The following is a 15,503-nucleotide window of genomic DNA, read 5'->3' on the forward strand; positions in this document are numbered from 1 at the left end:
GCGGGGTGGGGGCGGGTGGTGCCGGCGGGAACCGCAGGCCCGGCTGCAGGCCGGGCGCACCCCACCCAGCCCGCAGCCGAACAGCGCAGGTGGGCGGGGGTACGGGCGGCGACAGCGGGGCCAGAGCGGCGACGGCGGCGTCGACGACCGCTCAGCCCCCCGACGTGTCCAGTTCGGCTTCCGCGCCCACGACCGCGGAGCAGTCGTACGGGTCCTTGAGCCAGCCGTCCGGCAGGACGACCCGGTTGTTGCCGGACGTCCGCCCGCGCGGCCCGTCCGCGCCCAGCGGCCACGCCTGCTCCAGGTCCAGCTCGCTCAACTGAGCGCGCAGCTCGTCCAGCGACGACGTCACCGCCAGCCGCTTGCGCATCTCCGAGCCCACCGCGAAGCCCTTCAGGTACCAGGCCACGTGCTTGCGGAAGTCGATGACGCCCCGCGTCTCGTCGCCGATCCACTCCCCCAGCAGCTGTGCGTGCCGCACCATGACGTCCGCGACCTCGCGCAGCGTGGGCGCCGCCGAGGCGCCCGTACCCTCGAAGGCGCCGACCAGGTCGCCGAAGAGCCACGGGCGGCCCAGGCAGCCGCGCCCGACCACGACGCCGTCGCAGCCGGTCTCGCGCATCATGCGCAGCGCGTCCTCGGCGCACCAGATGTCGCCGTTGCCGAGCACGGGGATCTCGGGCACGTGCTCCTTCAGCCGGGCGATGGCGTCCCAGTCCGCCGTGCCGCCGTAGTGCTGGGCGGCCGTGCGGCCGTGCAGGGCGATGGCGGTGACGCCCTCCTCGACGGCTATGCGCCCCGCGTCCAGGTACGTGATGTGGTCGTCGTCGATGCCCTTGCGCATCTTCATGGTGACCGGCAGGTCACCGGCGTTGGAGACGGCCTCGTTCAGGATCGCCCGCAGCAGCGGGCGCTTGTAGGGGAGGGCGGAGCCGCCGCCCTTGCGGGTGACCTTCGGGACCGGGCAGCCGAAGTTCAGGTCGATGTGATCGGCGAGGTCCTCGTCGACGATCATCCGGACCGCCTTGCCGACCGTCACCGGGTCGACTCCGTACAGCTGGATCGACCGGGGCGTCTCGCTCGCGTCGAAGTGGATCAGCTGCATGGTCTTCTCGTTGCGCTCGACCAGCGCCCGCGTGGTGATCATCTCGCTCACGAACAGCCCCTTCCCGCCGCTGAACTCGCGGCACAGGGTGCGGAACGGAGCATTCGTGATGCCGGCCATCGGCGCGAGCACCACCGGCGGCTGCACGACGTGCGGCCCGATGGAGAGAGGACTGAACGCGGTCATGCCCCCCATTGTCACCCACCCGCGCACACGCCCCGCCGGACGCCCGGAGCCCGGCATCCCTGGAGGGCGGCGTCCCCGGAGCCCGGCACACGGAAGGGCCCGGGCGGCGATCCGCCCGAGCCCTTCCGTCCCCCGTACGCGCAGTCCCCCGTCCGCTCCCCCGTACGCGCAGTCCCCCGTAGGTGCGGGGCGCGGCGTCAGCTCTCCTGCTGCTGCTTGCCCTCCGCCCGCTCGCGCATCTTGCGCAGCAGCTCCTGCTTCTGGTCGGCGGCCGCCCTGCGGTCGGCGGCGCGCGCCGGCGCGGAGCCCTGCTGGTCGGCGCGGGACAGCTTCTTGCGCTGTCCGCCGACGCCGAGAAGGTTGTTACGGCTCTTGGCCACGGTGTCTCCCAACGTGGTGAGAAGTGATCGGAACGTCGTACCTGGGGGATCTCACTCGTAGATCTGGAAGAACCACATGCAGTCGACGGTAGCCCCCGGCGTCCCGCCGCGCATCAGTTTTTCGGCCTGGCCGCCGTCCCGGACGGCCTGACCGGCTTGTACGGCTGGACGCGCGGCGCGTCGATCGTGCCGTCCGGCTGGATCTTCGGCAGCGTCTTCTGCGGCTGGGGCAGCAGGGCGCGCTCGAGGTCCTGGTTGCCCTGCTTGTCGAGGCCGTACAGCGCGTCGTAGATGTTGCGCACGGCGGGTCCGGACGCGCCGGAGCCCGTACCGCCCTGGGAGATCGTCATGACGATCGAGTAGTCCTTGGTGTACGTGGCGAACCACGACGTCGTCTGCTTGCCGTAGACCTCGGCCGTACCCGTCTTGGCGTGCATCGGGATCTTGTCCTGCGGCCAGCCGCCGAACCGCCAGGCGGCGGTGCCGCGCGTGGCGACTCCGGCGAGGGCGTCGCCCATCTGCTCCAGCAGCTTCTTGTCGACGGGCAGCCTGCCGTGCGCCTTGGGCTTGATCTCCTGGACCGCGCGGCCGTCGGGGCTGACGATCGCCTTGCCGACGCTCGGGGTGTAGAGGGTGCCGCCGTTGGAGAGCGCGGCGTAGATGGTGGCCATCTGGATCGGCGTGACGAGGGTGTCGCCCTGCCCGATGGAGTAGTTCACGGAGTCGCCCGCGCGCAGGTCCTTGAAGGAGACGCAGTTCTCGTACGCGATCCGCTGCGTGTACGAGCCGTTCCTCTTGCCCTGCTTGCACCAGGCGTCCTTGTTGGCCTCCCAGTAGTCCTGCTTCCACCGGCGGTCCGGGACCCGGCCCCTGACCTCGTTGGGCAGGTCGATGCCGGTCTCCTTGCCGAGCCCGTACTGGCGGGCGGTGGTGTAGAGGATGTCCTTGGCGTTCTTCTTCGGCTTGGTGCCGCCGTCCTTGCGCCACTCCTCGTGCGCCAGCCGGTAGTACACGGTGTCGCAGGAGACTTCGAGGGCGCGGCCGAGGTCGATCATGCCGTAGCCCTTGGACTCGAAGTTCGAGAAGGACCGGTCGCCGATGGAGTACGAGCTGGAGCAGTCGTAGCGGCCGTTGAAGGGGTATCCGGCGTTGACGGCGGCGGTGGTCGGGATGACCTTGAAGATGGAGCCGGGCGCCGACTGGCCCTGGATGGCGCGGTTGAGCAGCGGGAAGTTGGACTTGCCGCCGGTGAGCTTGGCGTAGTCCTTCGCGGATATGCCGCCGACCCAGGCGTTGGGGTCGTAGTCCGGCAGCGAGGCCATCGCGACGACGCGGCCGGTCTTGGCCTCCATGACCACGACGGCGCCGGAGTCGGCTTCGTACTTCCGCTTGGTGTTGCGGTCGAACTCCTTGCGGGCGGCCTTCATGGCCTCGTTGAGCTCGTACTCGGCGACCGCCTGCACGCGCGCGTCGATGGAGGTGACGACGTTGGAGCCCGGCCGGGCCGGGTCGCGCCGGGCCTCGCCGAGGACGCGGCCGAGGTGGTCGACCTCGTACCGGGTGATGCCGGCCTTGCCGCGCAGCGCCTCGTCGTAGGTGCGCTCCAGGCCGGAGCGGCCGACCTGGTCGGAGCGGAGGAACGGCGAGTCGGTGTGCTTCGCCTTCTCGATCTCCGCGTCCGTGACGGGCGAGAGGTAGCCGAGGACCTGGGCGGTACGGGCTCCGCCGGGCGCGGTGTAGCGGCGTACGGCGGTGGGCTCGGCGGTGATGCCGGGGAAGTCCTCGGCGCGCTCGCGGATCTGGAGCGCCTGCTTCGGGGTGGCCTCGTCGGTGACGGGGATCGGCTGGTACGGGGAGCCGTTCCAGCACGGCTGCGGGGTCTCGGCGTCACAGAGGCGGACCTTGTCCATGACGTCCTTCGGTGCCATGCCCAGCACCCCCGCGAGCCGCGTGAGGACGCCCTTGCCGTCGTCCTTCATCTTCATCAGCTCGGTACGCGAGGCCGACACCACCAGCCGCGTCTCGTTGTCGGCGAGCGGTACGCCGCGCGCGTCGAGTATCGAGCCCCGCACGGCGGGCTGGACGACCTGCTGCACGCGGTTGCGGGACGCCTCCTCGGCGTACTCCTGGCCGTTGCGGATCTGCATGTACCAGAGGCGGCCGCCGAGGGTCAGGAGCAGGGAGACCACCAGCACCTGGAGGACGACGAGTCGTATCCGCACGCGCGGAGTGCGCCCGGTCTCCGGAATGTTGGTCACGTGTTCCGCTCCCCCCTGCACAGCCCTGCTGCCGCCCTGTGTCCCGAGCTTAGGTGACGGCAAGATCCATCCATGAACCGGTCCCGCTGCCGCGTGCGTACGCGACGGGCGCCCGCCCCCGTGAGGGAGCGGACGCCCGAGGCCGTGTGCGGCGGGTGCGTCAGCAGCCGATGAGGCGGCTCGCGAGGTAGCCCTGGATCTGGTCCAGGGAGACGCGCTCCTGCTTCATCGTGTCGCGCTCGCGCACGGTCACCGCGTTGTCGTCGAGGGTGTCGAAGTCGACGGTGACGCAGAACGGGGTGCCGATCTCGTCCTGGCGGCGGTAGCGGCGGCCGATGGCGCCGGCGTCGTCGAAGTCGATGTTCCAGTTCTGGCGCAGGTCCGCCGCGAGGCCCTTGGCCTTCGGGGAGAGCTGCGCGTTGCGGGACAGCGGCAGCACGGCGACCTTGACCGGCGCGATGCGGTGGTCGAGGCGCATCACGGTGCGCTTCTCCATGACGCCCTTGGCGTTCGGGGCCTCGTCCTCGATGTACGCGTCGAGCAGGAAGGCCAGCATGGTGCGGCCGACACCGGCGGCGGGCTCGATGACGTACGGAGTCCAGCGCTCACCGGCCTCCTGGTCGAAGTACGACAGGTCCTGGCCGGACGCCTTGGAGTGCGCGGACAGGTCGTAGTCGGTGCGGTTGGCGACGCCCTCGAGCTCGCCCCACTCGCTGCCGCCGAACTGGAAGCGGTACTCGATGTCGGCCGTGCGCTTGGAGTAGTGGGAGAGCTTCTCCTTGGGGTGCTCGTACCAGCGCATGTTCTCCTCACGGAGACCCAGGCCCGTGTACCAGTTCCAGCGCTGCTCCATCCAGTATTCCTGCCACTGCTCGTCCTCGCCCGGCTTGACGAAGAACTCCATCTCCATCTGCTCGAACTCGCGGGTGCGGAAGATGAAGTTGCCCGGAGTGATCTCGTTCCGGAAGGACTTGCCCATCTGCGCGATGCCGAACGGCGGCTTCTTGCGCGACGTCTGCTGCACCTGGGCGAAGTTGGTGAAGATGCCTTGCGCGGTCTCGGGCCGCAGGTAGGCGACGGAGCCGGAGTCCTGGGTCGGGCCGAGGTGCGTGGAGAGCAGGCCGGAGAACTGCTTGGGCTCGGTGAAGGTGCCCTTGTTGCCGCAGTTGGGGCAGTTGAGGCCGGCGAGGCCGTTCTCGGGGAGGCGGCCGTGCTTCTCCTCGTACGCCTCCTCCAGGTGGTCGGCGCGGTAACGCTTGTGGCAGGAGGTGCACTCGGTGAGCGGGTCGGTGAAGGTGGCGACGTGGCCGGAGGCCTCCCAGACCTCGGGGGCCAGGATCACCGACGAGTCGAGACCGACGACGTCCTCACGCGAGGTGACCATGTAACGCCACCACTGGCGCTTGATGTTCTCCTTCAGCTCGACACCCAGCGGCCCGTAGTCCCAGGCGGCCCGCTGACCGCCGTAGATCTCGCTGCAGGGGTAGACGAAGCCACGGCGCTTGCTCAGGCTGACGATGGTGTCGATCTTGTCGGCGGCCACGGTGCTCTCTTCAGTACGACGATGGAATGGACAGGTGCGGCGCGAAGCGCCTCGATGAGGGGTGGCGGTCGGGAGACGGGCGGGCGAATGCTTCAGATTAGCGGCGCGCGGGGGCCTTGGATCAAATCGGGGGTGGGCTGGGCCACATACCACGTTTGTTGACAATCGTTTCCACTTTTGATGAAAATGAATCCCATGAACGTACGACGCCGCCTCATACCCACCACCGCCGTCACCGGAGCCGTGATCCTGGGCCTGGTCACGCTGTCCGCCTGCTCGGACGCGTCGGGCGCCGCGGGCAAGGAGAAGGGCGGCAAGCTGGACGTGGTGGCGTCCTTCTACCCCATGCAGTTCCTGGCCGAGCAGATAGGCGGCGACCACGTCACCGTCAACACGCTCACCAAGCCGGGCGTCGAGCCGCACGACCTGGAGCTCAAGGCGAGCCAGGTCCGCGAGCTCGGCCAGGCCGACTACATCCTGTACCTCAAGGGCATCCAGCCCGCCGTCGACGACGCGATCCAGCAGGCGGGCGTCGAGAACACGGTCGACGCGGCCACCCTCACCAAGCTGGAGGAGCACTCCACCTCCACCGGCGGCCACGACCACGGCCACGAAGGCGAAGAAGAGCACCACGGCGAGGAAGAGCACCACGGCGAGGAGGCCGGAGCCGACCCGCACATCTGGCTGGACCCGGTGAAGTACGCCGAGGTCGCCAAGGGTGTCGGCGCCTCCCTGGAGAAGGCCGACCCGGCCCACGCCGCCGACTACAAGAAGAACACCGCCGAGCTGGTGAAGAAGCTCGACGCCCTGCACAAGAAGTTCGACGAGGGCCTGAAGAACACCTCCACCCGCACCTTCATCACCACCCACTCCGCCTTCGGCTACCTCGCCGAGCGGTACAAGCTGGACCAGGAGGGCATCTCCGGCATGGACCCCGAGTCCGAGCCGAGCCCCGCCCGGATCAAGGAGCTGCGCGAGGTCGCGAAGGCGGAGAAGGTCACGACGGTCTTCTTCGAGACGCTCGCCAGCGACAAGACCGCGAAGACCCTCGCGAAGGACGCCGGCCTCAAGACGGACGTCCTGGACCCGCTGGAGGGAATCACGGACAAGTCCAAGGGCGCTGACTACATCGAGGTGATGGAGTCCAACCTCGCCGCGCTGCGCAAGGCCCTCGGCAGCAAGTGACATCCCCGCACGTCAAGCACGCAACGGAGGCAGCGACGTGAGCAGCGAGCCCGCCGTATCCGAGCCCGTCATATCCGTCCGCGCGGCCACCGCCACGCTGGGCGCCCGCCCCGTGCTGCGCGGCGTCGACCTCACCGTCCACCGCGGTGAGGTCGTCGCCCTGCTCGGCGCGAACGGCTCGGGCAAGTCGACCGCCGTCCGCTCGGTCATCGGCCAGGTCCCGCTCACCGGCGGGTCCGTCTCCCTCTTCGGTACGGAGCTGAAGCGCTTCCGCGACTGGGCGCGCGTCGGCTACGTACCGCAGCGCACGACCGCCGCGAGCGGTGTGCCCGCCACCGTCCGCGAGGTGGTCTCCTCCGGCCGCCTGTCGCGTACGAGGCTGAGGTGGCCGTCCAGGGCCGACAAGGCGGCCGTGGAGCGGGCCATCGCGCTCGTGGGCCTCGCCGACCGCGCCAAGGACTCCGTCGGCGCCCTCTCCGGGGGCCAGCACCAGCGGGTGCTGATCGCCCGGGCGCTCGCCTCCGAGCCCGACCTGCTGATCATGGACGAGCCGATGGCGGGCGTCGACCTGACCAGCCAGGAGGTGCTCGCCTCGACGCTGCGCGAGCAGGTCGCGACCGGCACGACCGTGCTGCTCGTGCTGCACGAGCTGGGCCCGCTGGAGCCGCTGATCGACCGCGCGGTCGTGCTGCGCGACGGGTGCGTCGTCCACGACGGACCGCCGCCGCAGGCCGTCGGCCAGCACGCGCTGCCCGGCCACGACCACGTACATCCGCACGCGGCCGACGAGCCGCTCCGCACGGGACTGCTGACCTGATCATGGACCTCCTGCACGACACCTTCATGCAACGGGCGCTCCTCGCGGCCGTCCTGGTCGGCATCACCGCGCCCGCCGTCGGCATCCACCTGGTGCAGCGCCGCCAGGCCCTGATGGGCGACGGCATCGGCCACGTCGCCATGACCGGCGTCGGCCTCGGCTTCCTGATGTCCGCGAACCCGGTGTGGATGGCCACGCTGGTGGCGGTCGCCGGCGCCGTCACGATGGAGCTGATCCGGACGTACGGGCGCACGCGCGGCGACATCGCGCTGGCGCTGCTCTTCTACGGCGGCATGGCCGGCGGCGTCATGCTGATCAACCTCTCCCCGACCGGCTCGAACGCCAACCTCGTCTCGTACCTCTTCGGCTCCCTGTCGACCGTCTCGGACGAGGACGTCGTCGCGATGTGCGTGCTGGCGGCCTTCGTGCTGCTGGTCACGCTGGGGCTGCGGCGCCAGCTGTTCGCGATCAGCCAGGACGAGGAGTTCGCGCGGGTCACCGGCCTGCCGGTGCGCACGCTGAACCTGCTGGTCGCGATCACCGCCGCCGTGACCGTGACGGTCGCCATGCGGGTGGTCGGCCTGCTGCTGGTCAGCGCGTTGATGGTGGTCCCGGTGGCGGCGGCGCAGCAACTGTCGCGCAGCTTCCGTACGACGTTCGCGGTGGCGGTGCTCATCGGTACGGGCGTGACGCTGGCCGGCACGGTCACGACGTACTACAACGACGTGCCGCCGGGAGCGACCATCGTATTGATGGCCATCGCGGTGTTCGTGGTCCTGACCGCCCTGGCCGCCCCGCTGGCCAGGCGCCGCGCCCGGGCGGCGGAGCGCCCCGCGCCGGAGGTCTGCGACCTCGACATCGCCCCCGCGGACGCCGCGGACGACGTCAAGGCGGCGAAGGGCTGAGTACGGTCTGCCGGGCCCCGCGGGACGGCCTGGCAGAATGGCCCGACGGACTTCACGACTTTCCGAGCGGGCCGAGGCTAAGGAGGCACCTGTGGCGACGGCTGGACCTACCGGCGTACGCGGCCGGTCGACCCGACAGCGAGCCGCCGTTTCGGCGGCGCTGAACGAGGTGGACGAGTTCCGCAGCGCGCAGGAGCTGCACGACATGCTCAAGCACCGCGGCGACTCCGTGGGCCTGACGACGGTCTACCGCACCCTGCAGTCGCTCGCCGACGCGGGGGAGGTGGACGTGCTGCGCACCAGCGACGGCGAGGCCGTCTACCGCCGCTGCTCCTCGGGCGAGCACCACCACCACCTGGTGTGCCGCGTCTGCGGCAAGGCGGTCGAGGTCGAGGGCCCGGCGGTCGAGCAGTGGGCGGAGACGATCGCGGCGGAGCACGGCTTCGTGAACGTGGCGCACACGGTGGAGATCTTCGGCACGTGCACGGAGTGCGCGGCGTCGCTGAAGAACGACTGAGCACAGGACACGACCAGGCACACGGCTGTGGCCCGCACCCCGCGAGTCGGGGGTGCGGGCCACAGCCGTGTTCCGGTCAGAGGTCGTAGCAGGTGTACGTACCGTCGTCACCGCGTCCCACGCTGTTGTGGTTCCAGCAGTGCAGCACCGGCCCCAGCGTGTACACCCGCCACGCCAGCAGCAGGACCACGCAGGCGGTCGCGGCCTGGGCCAGGCGGGAGCGGTACCCCGCCAGGACCAGTGCGGCGCCGGCCACCACGACCGCGAAGACGCCGACGGCGATCACGGGGATCGTGAGGTTCTCCCGCAGCCCGGGGAACGACTCCATCTCGATGGTCCCCATGAAGCTGAAGCCCATCACCAGCAGGGCGAACAGGTACAGCGCGAGCGCGACGATCCTGTGCACCCACGTCACGCCTGCGGGCTCCGCTCGCCGCCCTCGTCCTGCCGGCCCTGCATCGCCAGCAGTTCCTCGTTGGGGATGGCCCCGCCGAAGCGGCGGTCGCGCTGGGCGTACTCCAGGCAGGCCCGCCACAGGTCGCGGCGGTCGAAGTCGGGCCACAGCACGTCCTGGAAGACCATCTCGGCGTACGCGCTCTGCCAGATCAGGTAGTTGGAGGTGCGCTGCTCGCCGCTGGGCCGCAGGAAGAGGTCCACGTCCGGCATGTCCGGGTAGTACAGGTACTTCTGGATCGTCTTCTCGCTGACCTTCGACGGGTCGAGCCTGCCCGCCTTGACGTCCTCGGCGATCCGCTGCGCCGCGTCCGCGATCTCGGCGCGGCCGCCGTAGTTCATGCAGAAGTACAGCGTGAGGCGGTCGTTGCCCTTGGTCTGCTCCTGGGCGATCTGGAGCTCCTGGGCCACCGACTTCCACAGCTTGGGCATCCGGCCCACCCAGCGGACCCGGATGCCGAGCTCGTCGAGCTGGTCGCGGGTCTTGCGGATGAAGTCCCGGTTGAAGTTCATCAGGAAGCGCACCTCGTCCGGGGAGCGCTTCCAGTTCTCGGTGGAGAAGGCGTACAGCGAGATGGCGCCGACGCCCATCTCGATGGCCCCCTGGAGCACGTCCAGCACCCGCTCGGCCCCGACCTTGTGGCCCTCGGTGCGCGGCAGGCCGCGGTCCTTCGCCCAGCGCCCGTTGCCGTCCATGACGATCGCCACGTGCTTGGGCACCAGCTCGCCGGGGAACTTCGGCGGGCGCGCGCCCGACGGGTGCGGCTCGGGGTCCTTGTAGTCGCGGCGGGACCGGCCCAGGAATCCGCGTCGTGCCATGCGCTCCATCTCCTACTTCCTCTTGTCACTTCTCCACGTACCGGAGGGAGCGCAGCCCCCGCTCCAGATGCCAGTGCAGATACGCGGACACCAGTCCGCTCCCCTCCCTGACGTGGCGCGGCTCGCACGCGTCCGCCGTCTCCCAGTCGCCGGTCAGCAGCGCGCTGAGCAGGCCCACGGCCTCCGCAGAGGGTACGACGCTGCCGGGGACCCGGCAGTCGCCGCAGATGACCCCGCCCGCGGCGACCGAGAAGAACCGGTTCGGCCCGGGGAGTCCGCACCGGGCGCAGTCCTCGAACGACGGCGCGTAGCCGTTGACGGCGAGGGAGCGGAGCAGGAAGGCGTCGAGGATCAGGTTCGGCGCGTGCTCGCCGCGCGAGAGGGTCCGCAGCCCGCCGATGAGCAGCAGGTACTGCTGTACGGCGGGCTCGCCCTCGTGGTCCGTGAACCGCTCGGCGGTCTCCAGCATGGCCGTCCCGGCGGTGTAGCGGGCGTAGTCGGTGACGATGCCGCTGCCGTACGGGGCGATCGTCTCGCTCTGCGTACACAGCGGCAGCCCGCGCCCGACGAGCTCGCTGCCCCGGGAGAAGAACTGCACGTCCACGTGGCTGAAGGGCTCCAGCCGCGCCCCGAACTTGGACTTCGTCCGCCGTACGCCGCGCGCGACGGCGCGCACGCGCCCGTGGCCGCGCGTGAGGATCGTGATGATGCGATCCGCCTCGCCCAGCTTCTGGGTGCGCAGCACGATGCCGTCGTCGCGGAACAGGGTCATGGAGTCATTGTCCCGTACGCGGCGGGGCGCCGGGCCCGGGGCCGAACCCGGGCCGGGGCCCGGGGGCCGGGGCCCGGGGGCCGGGCCTCATGGGCGGCCGGTCACACCGGCGGGGTCACGGCACCTCGCCGCGGCTGCGGGCGTTCGCGTACGCGGTCGCCGCGCTGAGCCGCTCCGCGTCCGTCGCGGGCCGCACCTCCTCCACGGGACACTCCCACTCGCGTCCGCCCCCGTACGGTCTCAGCTGGAGGCACGGGCCCTCGTGCCCCATCACGCGCCCCACACGCCCCGTACTGATCTCCACGACGTACGACCCCACGGGCACGCTCATTCCCGGACCCCTTCCCCCGACATCGCGGCGGTCCGCCGGCGCGCCGCTTCGTGCCGCGCGCGATTCGGCCACCGCTTCCACGGCCGATTCCACGGCTGATTCCATGGCCGTCTCCACTGCCGGTCCCATGGCCGTCTCCATGGCCCCGGCGGTCTCGGTTCCCGCCATCGACGGCCGCTTCACTTCTTCCATCGCCAACCCCGTCCTTTCCCCGTCTATTTCCCGCTTTCTGCCCGCGCGGTGACGGCCCATCCGTTACATCGGCAGATGCGGGCTCGAGGCAAAGGCCCACCCCTCCAGGGGAGTTAATCCATGGCCAACGCCAGGCGCGATGCGGAGGTGGAGCTGCGGGGGACCATCGCCGGCGCGACGGCGGCGCGGAGAACGCCTAGGCCCTGTCCGGTCGATCAGGCCGGACCAGGGAGCGGGGTCTGGGGCGTGCAGCTGCAAGGCGGAGGAGGGAGCCTCCCCCGTCGCCCGAAGGGCTACGGGGGCCATTGGCGACCGACGACAACGCGGCTGGGGGCACCCCCAGGCGAAGCTCTGGGGGAGCGCGTGCCAGAGCATGCGAGCCCGGCAAGATCGGCCGACAGGGCCTAGGGCAGGGTGAGGACGCGCGGCCCCGCGTCCGTGATGGCGACCGTGTGTTCGATGTGCGCCGCGCGGCTGCCGTCCGTCGTATGGAGGGTCCAGCCGTCCTCGCCGGTGCGGTAGTCGTCGCCTCCGGCCATGAGCATCGGCTCGATGGCGAGGACCAGGCCGTGGCGCAGCGGGAAGCCGCGGCCCGGGCGGCCCCGGTTGGGGACGTGCGGGTCCTCGTGCATGGTGCGGCCGATGCCGTGGCCGCCGAAGTCCGCGGGCATGCCGCAGCGGGCCGCGCGGGCGACGGCGCCGATGGCGTGGCCGATGTCGCCGACGCGGTTGCCCGGGACGGCCGCGGCGATGCCGGCGTCGAGGGCGCGCTGGGTGGCGTCGATGAGGGCCACGTCGGCGGGGCGGGGCGTACCGACGGTGAAGCTGATCGCGGCGTCGCCGGTCCAGCCGTCGAGGACCGCGCCGCAGTCGACGCTGACGAGGTCGCCGTCGCGCAGACGGTAGTCGGTGGGCACGCCGTGGACGACGGCGTCGTTGACCGACGTACAGATGACCGCCGGGAACGGCGTGGGCGCGAAGGACGGCTGGTAGCCGAGGAAGGGCGACCGGGCGCCGGCCTTGGCCAGGACCGCGCGGGCCGCCTCGTCCAGTTCCCGCAGGGACACCCCGATGTCCGCCGCTTCTCGTACGGCGGCGAGTGCGTGCGCCACGACGCGCCCGGCCTCCCGCATCGCGTCCAGGGCCGCGTCGCTCTTGATCTCCACCATGTTCCGGTGTCCCCTCTCCCCATTCTTATACCGGTATTAGTATCACGGGCATGGTGAGAACTCCCTTGACCCCGTGGGAACGGCAGCGCGGAGAGCGGTTCGGCGCGCTGCTGCGCGAGGCGCGCGGCGACCGCAGCATGGTGGAGATCGCGGCGGCGGCCGGGGTGTCCGCGGAGACGCTGCGGAAGATCGAGACGGGCCGGGCGCCGACACCCGCGTTCTTCACGGTGGCGGCGTTGGCGGGAGCGCTCGGGCTGTCCCTGGACGAGCTGGTGGTGGCGTGCGCGTACGGCGACGAGGGCGAGGGCGAGGGCGAGGAGCGGCAGGCGCTCTCGGCCTGACCGCGCTCGCCGGGCGTTTCCCCCGCGCTACTTCAGCTCGTGCCGCTCGCCCTCCCGCTCCTCGATCACGACCTCCGCCCTGAGCGCCCGCGCCAGCACCACCCCGATCACCATCAGCGCGACCGCGAACCACCTCGGCGCCGCACCGAAGACCAGCACGAGCACACCCATCGGGATCAGCAGCCCCACGAAGGGCATCAGCAGACTGGACACGCGCGGCCTCGGCTCGGTCGCGGGGGCGAGGCGGGCGCGCACCAACGTGGGGTACCACTCGGTGAAGCGCGCGGCGGTGACGAGCGCCGAGACCTGGACGATCCAGCCGGTCCACAGGTTCTCGGGGTTGTGCAGCAGCAGGTCGCCGACCCCGCCCGCGAGGGCCGCGGCCAGGAAGGCGAGGCCCCACGCCGCCGTGATGACGACGTTGGTGCGCAGGAAGTCCGGCGTGCGCCAGAACTCCCGGGGCACCTTCCGGCGCGCGTACGGAGTCGTCAGCGGTGCCCGCACCGCGAGCGAGCCGGCCGCGAGGGCGACGAGGGTGAGGTTGGCGAGCTCGTCCGCGTACGTCTCCAGCCAGCGCAGCGTGGGCGGCAGGACGATCATGCCGATGACCGTCAGGGCGGCGAAGAGGACGAGCCCGGCCACTTCGAGGAAGGCGGGCCGTTGCCGTACGAGGACGAGCGCGAGCGCCACCGCGGCGGCGAGCCCGGCGGCCAGGACGTAACGGCCGGGGCCGGCCAGCAGCGAGAAGAGCATCCACGGGGACATCCCGGTGATGGAGCTGTTCATCAGTCTGGCGCCCCAGCCCGCTCCACCGTTCATACCTCCAGCGTGGCGCGATTCATGCACGGAGGCGAGAGACCCCATAAGGCCGACTTATGGGGTCATAGGCGGGGGGCGGGTACCGAGGTGAGGTGAGCCTTACTTAGAGTGCGGTGAGCAGTGGTGTCACGAAGCCACAGCTCAGACCACCCACCGCTCGAAGGGAATCCTCATGCCTCGCCCCCTGCGGGTCGCGATCGTCGGCGCCGGCCCCGCCGGAATCTACGCCGCGGACGCGCTGCTGAAGTCCGAGGCCGCCACCGACCCGGGCGTCTCCATCGACCTCTTCGAGCGGATGCCGGCGCCGTTCGGCCTGATCCGGTACGGCGTCGCCCCGGACCACCCGCGGATCAAGGGCATCATCACCGCCCTCCACCAGGTGCTCGACAAGCCGCAGATACGTCTCTTCGGCAACGTCGACTACCCCTCCGACATCACCCTGGACGACCTGCGGGCCTTCTACGACGCGGTGATCTTCTCGACCGGCGCCATGGCGGACCGCGAGCTGGCCATCCCGGGCGTCGGGCTCGACGGCTCGTACGGCGCCGCCGACTTCGTCTCCTGGTACGACGGCCACCCGGACGTGCCGCGCACCTGGCCGCTGGAGGCCGAGAAGGTCGCGGTCCTCGGCGTGGGCAACGTGGCGCTGGACGTGGCGCGCATCCTCGCCAAGACCGCCGACGAGCTGCTCCCGACCGAGATCCCGCCGAACGTCTACGACGGCCTCAAGGCCAACCGCGCCAAGGAGATCCACGTCTTCGGGCGGCGCGGCCCGGCGCAGGCGAAGTTCAGCCCCATGGAGCTGCGGGAGCTGGACCACTCCCCGAACATCGAGGTCATCGTCAACCCCGAGGACATCGACTACGACGGCGGCTCGATCGAGGCCCGGCGCTCCAACAAGCAGGTCGACATGGTCGCCAAGACGCTGGAGAACTGGGCGATCCGCGACATCGGCGACCGGCCGCACAAGCTGTTCCTGCACTTCTTCGAGTCGCCGACCGAGATCGTCGGCGAGGACGGCAAGGTCACCGGCCTGCGCACCGAGCGCACGGAGCTGGACGGCACGGGCAATGTGAAGGGCACGGGCGAGTTCACCACCTGGGACGTCCAGGCGGTCTACCGCGCGGTCGGCTACCTCTCCGACGAGCTGCCCAAGCTGCCGTGGGACGCCGTCTCCGGCACCGTCCCGGACGAGGGCGGCCGCGTCGTCCAGGGCGACGCGCCGATGCCGTCGACGTACGTCACCGGCTGGATCCGCCGCGGCCCCATCGGCCTCATCGGCCACACCAAGGGCGACGCCAACGAGACGGTCGCCAACCTGCTGGAGGACCACCGCGAGAGCCGCCTGCTCGCCCCGGAGGCGCCGGGCGAGGACGCCGTCGTGGACTTCCTGCGCGGCAAGGGCGTCGAGTACACGACGTGGGAGGGCTGGTACCGGCTGGACGCCGCCGAGCGCGCGCTGGGCGAGGCCGAGGGCCGCGAGCGCGTGAAGATCGTCGAGCGCGAGGGCATGCTGCGCGCGAGCGCCGAGTAGGCCGTACGTGCCGCAGGGGGGGGGGGGGGGGGGGGGGGGGGGGGGGGGGGGGGGGGGGGGGGGGGGGGGGGGGGGGGGGGGGGGGGGGGGGGGGGGGGGGGGGGGGGGGGGGGGGGGGGGGGGGGGGGGAGGTGGGGGGGGGGGGGGGGGCCGGCGGCAGCCCGATCGAGGCGATGG

The 15,503-nt window shown here is 71.1% G+C and carries 16 protein-coding genes; 6 read left to right on the plus strand and 10 right to left on the minus strand.

The features are described 5' to 3' along the window. Positions 1-151 precede the first annotated feature (151 nt). From dusB to ACZ42X_RS28745, 4 genes are all read right to left on the minus strand, one after another. A complete protein-coding gene (dusB, locus tag ACZ42X_RS28730) occupies positions 152-1,291 on the minus strand; it encodes a tRNA dihydrouridine synthase DusB (RefSeq protein ID WP_468295873.1) in 1,140 nt (379 codons plus the stop codon). A 197-nt stretch (positions 1,292-1,488) separates the two neighbouring features. Further along, positions 1,489-1,671 carry a DUF6243 family protein gene (locus ACZ42X_RS28735; RefSeq protein WP_468295876.1) on the minus strand — a complete coding sequence of 61 codons (183 nt, stop codon included), beginning with the start codon at positions 1,669-1,671 and terminating at the stop codon, positions 1,489-1,491. A gap of 113 nt (positions 1,672-1,784) precedes the next feature. After that, the gene (mrdA, locus tag ACZ42X_RS28740; protein ID WP_468295879.1) at positions 1,785-3,929 is read right to left on the minus strand and encodes a penicillin-binding protein 2; all 2,145 of its coding nucleotides are present in this window, start codon (positions 3,927-3,929) and stop codon (positions 1,785-1,787) included. A gap of 160 nt (positions 3,930-4,089) precedes the next feature. Further along, complete coding sequence (locus ACZ42X_RS28745) at positions 4,090-5,472, minus strand: glycine--tRNA ligase (RefSeq protein ID WP_468295882.1); 1,383 nt, start codon at positions 5,470-5,472, stop codon at positions 4,090-4,092. A gap of 195 nt (positions 5,473-5,667) precedes the next feature. Here ACZ42X_RS28745 and ACZ42X_RS28750 point away from each other — a divergent pair, with 195 nt between their 5' ends. From ACZ42X_RS28750 to ACZ42X_RS28765, 4 genes are all read left to right on the plus strand, one after another. Further along, positions 5,668-6,657 carry a metal ABC transporter substrate-binding protein gene (locus ACZ42X_RS28750; protein ID WP_468295886.1) on the plus strand — a complete coding sequence of 330 codons (990 nt, stop codon included), beginning with the start codon at positions 5,668-5,670 and terminating at the stop codon, positions 6,655-6,657. 37 nt (positions 6,658-6,694) lie between these two features. After that, a complete protein-coding gene (locus tag ACZ42X_RS28755) occupies positions 6,695-7,474 on the plus strand; it encodes a metal ABC transporter ATP-binding protein (protein ID WP_468295889.1) in 780 nt (259 codons plus the stop codon). 2 nt (positions 7,475-7,476) lie between these two features. Further along, the gene (locus tag ACZ42X_RS28760) at positions 7,477-8,379 is read left to right on the plus strand and encodes a metal ABC transporter permease (protein ID WP_468295892.1); all 903 of its coding nucleotides are present in this window, start codon (positions 7,477-7,479) and stop codon (positions 8,377-8,379) included. A 91-nt stretch (positions 8,380-8,470) separates the two neighbouring features. Further along, entirely contained in the window at positions 8,471-8,896 is a 426-nt protein-coding gene (locus ACZ42X_RS28765; RefSeq protein ID WP_468295895.1) for a Fur family transcriptional regulator, read from the plus strand. Between the two features lie 76 nt (positions 8,897-8,972). Here ACZ42X_RS28765 and ACZ42X_RS28770 read toward each other — a convergent pair whose 3' ends face one another. From ACZ42X_RS28770 to map, 5 genes are all read right to left on the minus strand, one after another. Further along, on the minus strand, positions 8,973-9,311 hold the full coding sequence (locus ACZ42X_RS28770) for a hypothetical protein (protein ID WP_468295898.1): 339 nt from the start codon (positions 9,309-9,311) through the stop codon (positions 8,973-8,975). Beyond that, positions 9,308-10,168: an isoprenyl transferase gene (locus ACZ42X_RS28775; RefSeq protein ID WP_355355866.1), complete on the minus strand. Its 861-nt coding sequence runs from the start codon at positions 10,166-10,168 to the stop codon at positions 9,308-9,310. Before ACZ42X_RS28775 ends, ACZ42X_RS28770 begins: the two co-directional genes overlap by 4 nt. 25 nt (positions 10,169-10,193) lie before the next feature. Next, positions 10,194-10,940 (minus strand): DNA repair protein RecO, encoded by a 747-nt coding sequence (gene recO / locus ACZ42X_RS28780; RefSeq protein ID WP_468295901.1) that lies wholly within the window; start codon positions 10,938-10,940, stop codon positions 10,194-10,196. Positions 10,941-11,055: 115 nt separating this feature from the next. Then, entirely contained in the window at positions 11,056-11,271 is a 216-nt protein-coding gene (locus ACZ42X_RS28785) for a hypothetical protein (protein WP_468295903.1), read from the minus strand. A 596-nt stretch (positions 11,272-11,867) separates the two neighbouring features. Continuing rightward, positions 11,868-12,632, minus strand: coding sequence for a type I methionyl aminopeptidase (map, locus tag ACZ42X_RS28790; RefSeq protein ID WP_468295906.1), 765 nt, complete (start codon positions 12,630-12,632; stop codon positions 11,868-11,870). Positions 12,633-12,682: 50 nt separating this feature from the next. Here map and ACZ42X_RS28795 point away from each other — a divergent pair, with 50 nt between their 5' ends. Further along, positions 12,683-12,973, plus strand: a complete 291-nt coding sequence (locus ACZ42X_RS28795; protein ID WP_468295909.1) for a helix-turn-helix domain-containing protein — start codon at positions 12,683-12,685, stop codon at positions 12,971-12,973. A gap of 27 nt (positions 12,974-13,000) precedes the next feature. Here ACZ42X_RS28795 and ACZ42X_RS28800 read toward each other — a convergent pair whose 3' ends face one another. Then, the gene (locus ACZ42X_RS28800; protein WP_468295911.1) at positions 13,001-13,792 is read right to left on the minus strand and encodes a hypothetical protein; all 792 of its coding nucleotides are present in this window, start codon (positions 13,790-13,792) and stop codon (positions 13,001-13,003) included. A gap of 172 nt (positions 13,793-13,964) precedes the next feature. Here ACZ42X_RS28800 and ACZ42X_RS28805 point away from each other — a divergent pair, with 172 nt between their 5' ends. After that, complete coding sequence (locus ACZ42X_RS28805; protein ID WP_468295914.1) at positions 13,965-15,326, plus strand: FAD-dependent oxidoreductase; 1,362 nt, start codon at positions 13,965-13,967, stop codon at positions 15,324-15,326. Positions 15,327-15,503: the final 177 nt, after the last annotated feature.

The organism is Streptomyces sp. NPDC030862, from assembly GCF_055571835.1.

Bases quoted from the DNA above. Each gene is read 5' to 3' on its own strand.
- dusB (WP_468295873.1), bottom strand. From the start codon at position 1,291: ATGACCGCGTTCAGTCCTCTCTCCATCGGGCCGCACGTCGTGCAGCCG.
- ACZ42X_RS28750 (WP_468295886.1), top strand. From the start codon at position 5,668: ATGAACGTACGACGCCGCCTCATACCCACCACCGCCGTCACCGGAGCC.
- ACZ42X_RS28760 (WP_468295892.1), top strand. From the start codon at position 7,477: ATGGACCTCCTGCACGACACCTTCATGCAACGGGCGCTCCTCGCGGCC.
- ACZ42X_RS28775 (WP_355355866.1), bottom strand. From the start codon at position 10,168: ATGGCACGACGCGGATTCCTGGGCCGGTCCCGCCGCGACTACAAGGAC.
- recO (WP_468295901.1), bottom strand. From the start codon at position 10,940: ATGACCCTGTTCCGCGACGACGGCATCGTGCTGCGCACCCAGAAGCTG.
- ACZ42X_RS28785 (WP_468295903.1), bottom strand. From the start codon at position 11,271: ATGAGCGTGCCCGTGGGGTCGTACGTCGTGGAGATCAGTACGGGGCGT.
- map (WP_468295906.1), bottom strand. From the start codon at position 12,632: ATGGTGGAGATCAAGAGCGACGCGGCCCTGGACGCGATGCGGGAGGCC.
- ACZ42X_RS28795 (WP_468295909.1), top strand. From the start codon at position 12,683: ATGGTGAGAACTCCCTTGACCCCGTGGGAACGGCAGCGCGGAGAGCGG.
- ACZ42X_RS28800 (WP_468295911.1), bottom strand. From the start codon at position 13,792: ATGAACGGTGGAGCGGGCTGGGGCGCCAGACTGATGAACAGCTCCATC.
- ACZ42X_RS28805 (WP_468295914.1), top strand. From the start codon at position 13,965: ATGCCTCGCCCCCTGCGGGTCGCGATCGTCGGCGCCGGCCCCGCCGGA.